Raw genomic sequence first — 1,709 nt, 5'->3', positions numbered from 1 at the left:
GCCGCGGCCTGCATGTCGCGCGGGCTGATCTCGAGCACGCGCGCATAGCGCTGCGCCACCGCCGCGATCGCGCTGCTCGCGCGGCCCGGCTCGGCCTGCATCATCGCGTCGGTCACCTCGTTGGCTGCCATCGCGATCCAGCGCAGGCGGTCAACCTTCTCGCACGGCCGCGTCGGGAAATCGCCCACCGGCCGGCGCATGCAGCGCTGCAGGCTCTCGGGGAAGCCCCAGGCCTTCGCGATGCCCAGCCCCAGCTCCTCGAAGCTCAGCCCCAGCACGCTGATCGACGCCGCATGCTCGCCCATCGTCGAGCCGCCCACGCCCTTGCTGCCGGTCAGCTTGCGCACCTGGCGCGCCTCGTCCGGGAAATAGAACTCCGTCAGCAGCCGGCCCAGGTTCTGGAACATCGCGCCGATGAAGGCCTCCTCGCCCTCCTTCGACCCCGGCAGCAGCTCGTTGGCCAGCGAGCCGGCCATCAGCGAGCGCAGGAACTCCTCCTTCAGCTGGTTMGCATGCCCCTTGTCGTGCATGTGCTCCAGCAGCACCAGGCTGAGCGCGATGTTGCGGATGCCGGCAAAGCCGATCAGCGCCACCGCACGCGACACCGTGCTGATGCTGCCGCCGCCCGACTGCGCGTAGTGCGCGGTGTTCACCAGCCGCAGCAGCTTGTTGGTCAGCGCGACATCCTTCAGGATCTCGCTCGACAGGCTGGACAGGCTCTCGGTCTCCGAGTTCGCGACGCGCTGGATGCGCACCACCGAATCCGACATCGCCGGGAAATCGCTCTTGTGCCGCATGCGCCGCAGCAGGAAGTCCAGCGTGCCGCTGCCGCCCTGGGCCGCCTGCGCCGCCGGTGCATCGCTGCCGGCCGGCACCAGCCAGTCCTGCAAGGCCTTGCGGAAGGTGGGCACGTCGGCATGCCGCTGCCCCGGATCGCGCGCGAGGCTGCGCATCACGATCGCGCGCAGCGCATCGTCGGCATCGCCGGCGGCATCCTTCGGCCACACCATGTCCTCGTGCGCCACGCGGTACATCGCGCGGAACGGGTCTTTCTCGATCAGCAGCTGCCGCCCGCACAGCATCTCGGCCAGCACCAGCGCCGCCGAGAACAGGTCCATCGCCGGCGCCGGCTTCAGCCCGTGCGTGGCCTCGGGCGACATGTAGCCGGGCGTGCCGACCACCTGCTGCACATGCTGTGCATTCACGCTCGCGGCGATGCCGAAATCCATCACGCGCGCCCGGCCCTCGCCGTCGACCAGGATGTTCGACGGCTTCAGGTCGCGGTGGATCACGCCCGCGGCATGCGCGGCGGTCAGCGCGTCCAGCACGCCGAGCATCATCTCCACCGCCTCGCGCGCCGGCATCGCGCCCTTCGCGCGCAGTTGCTCGGCCAGCGTCGGGCCGGCCACGTATTCGAAGACGAGGTACGGCTGCTGCTCGTGCACGTCGGCCTCGAACACCGGCACGATGTGCGGATGGGTCAGCCGGCTGACGCTGCGCGCCTCCTGCAGCCAGTGGCCCACCGCTTCGGTGTCGGCACCGGGGCGCATCAGCTTGACGGCGACCTCGCGCTCCAGGCGCGGGTCGTGGGCCAGCCACACCGTCGCCTGCGCGCCCTTGCCGAGCAGGCGCCGCAGTTCGAAGCGGCCCAGGGTGGTCGGGCGCGTGGCCATGGCGACAGCGGGCATCGAGGGAATGGCGGGCTACTG

Annotated in this window: 1 protein-coding gene; it reads right to left on the bottom strand. The window is 70.7% G+C overall.

Annotated features, from left to right (window positions below; all coding sequences use genetic code 11):
- On the bottom strand, window positions 1-1,688 hold a 1,688-nt coding region (locus AC1D01_RS33465), incomplete at its 3' end, for a protein kinase domain-containing protein (RefSeq protein ID WP_477873778.1).
- Window positions 1,689-1,709: the final 21 nt, after the last annotated feature.

The sequence above is a fragment of the Rhizobacter sp. P3_B12 genome (assembly GCF_056402895.1).
Note: the sequence above shows the minus strand (reverse complement) of the source record. Positions and strands in the feature narration are given on the sequence as shown.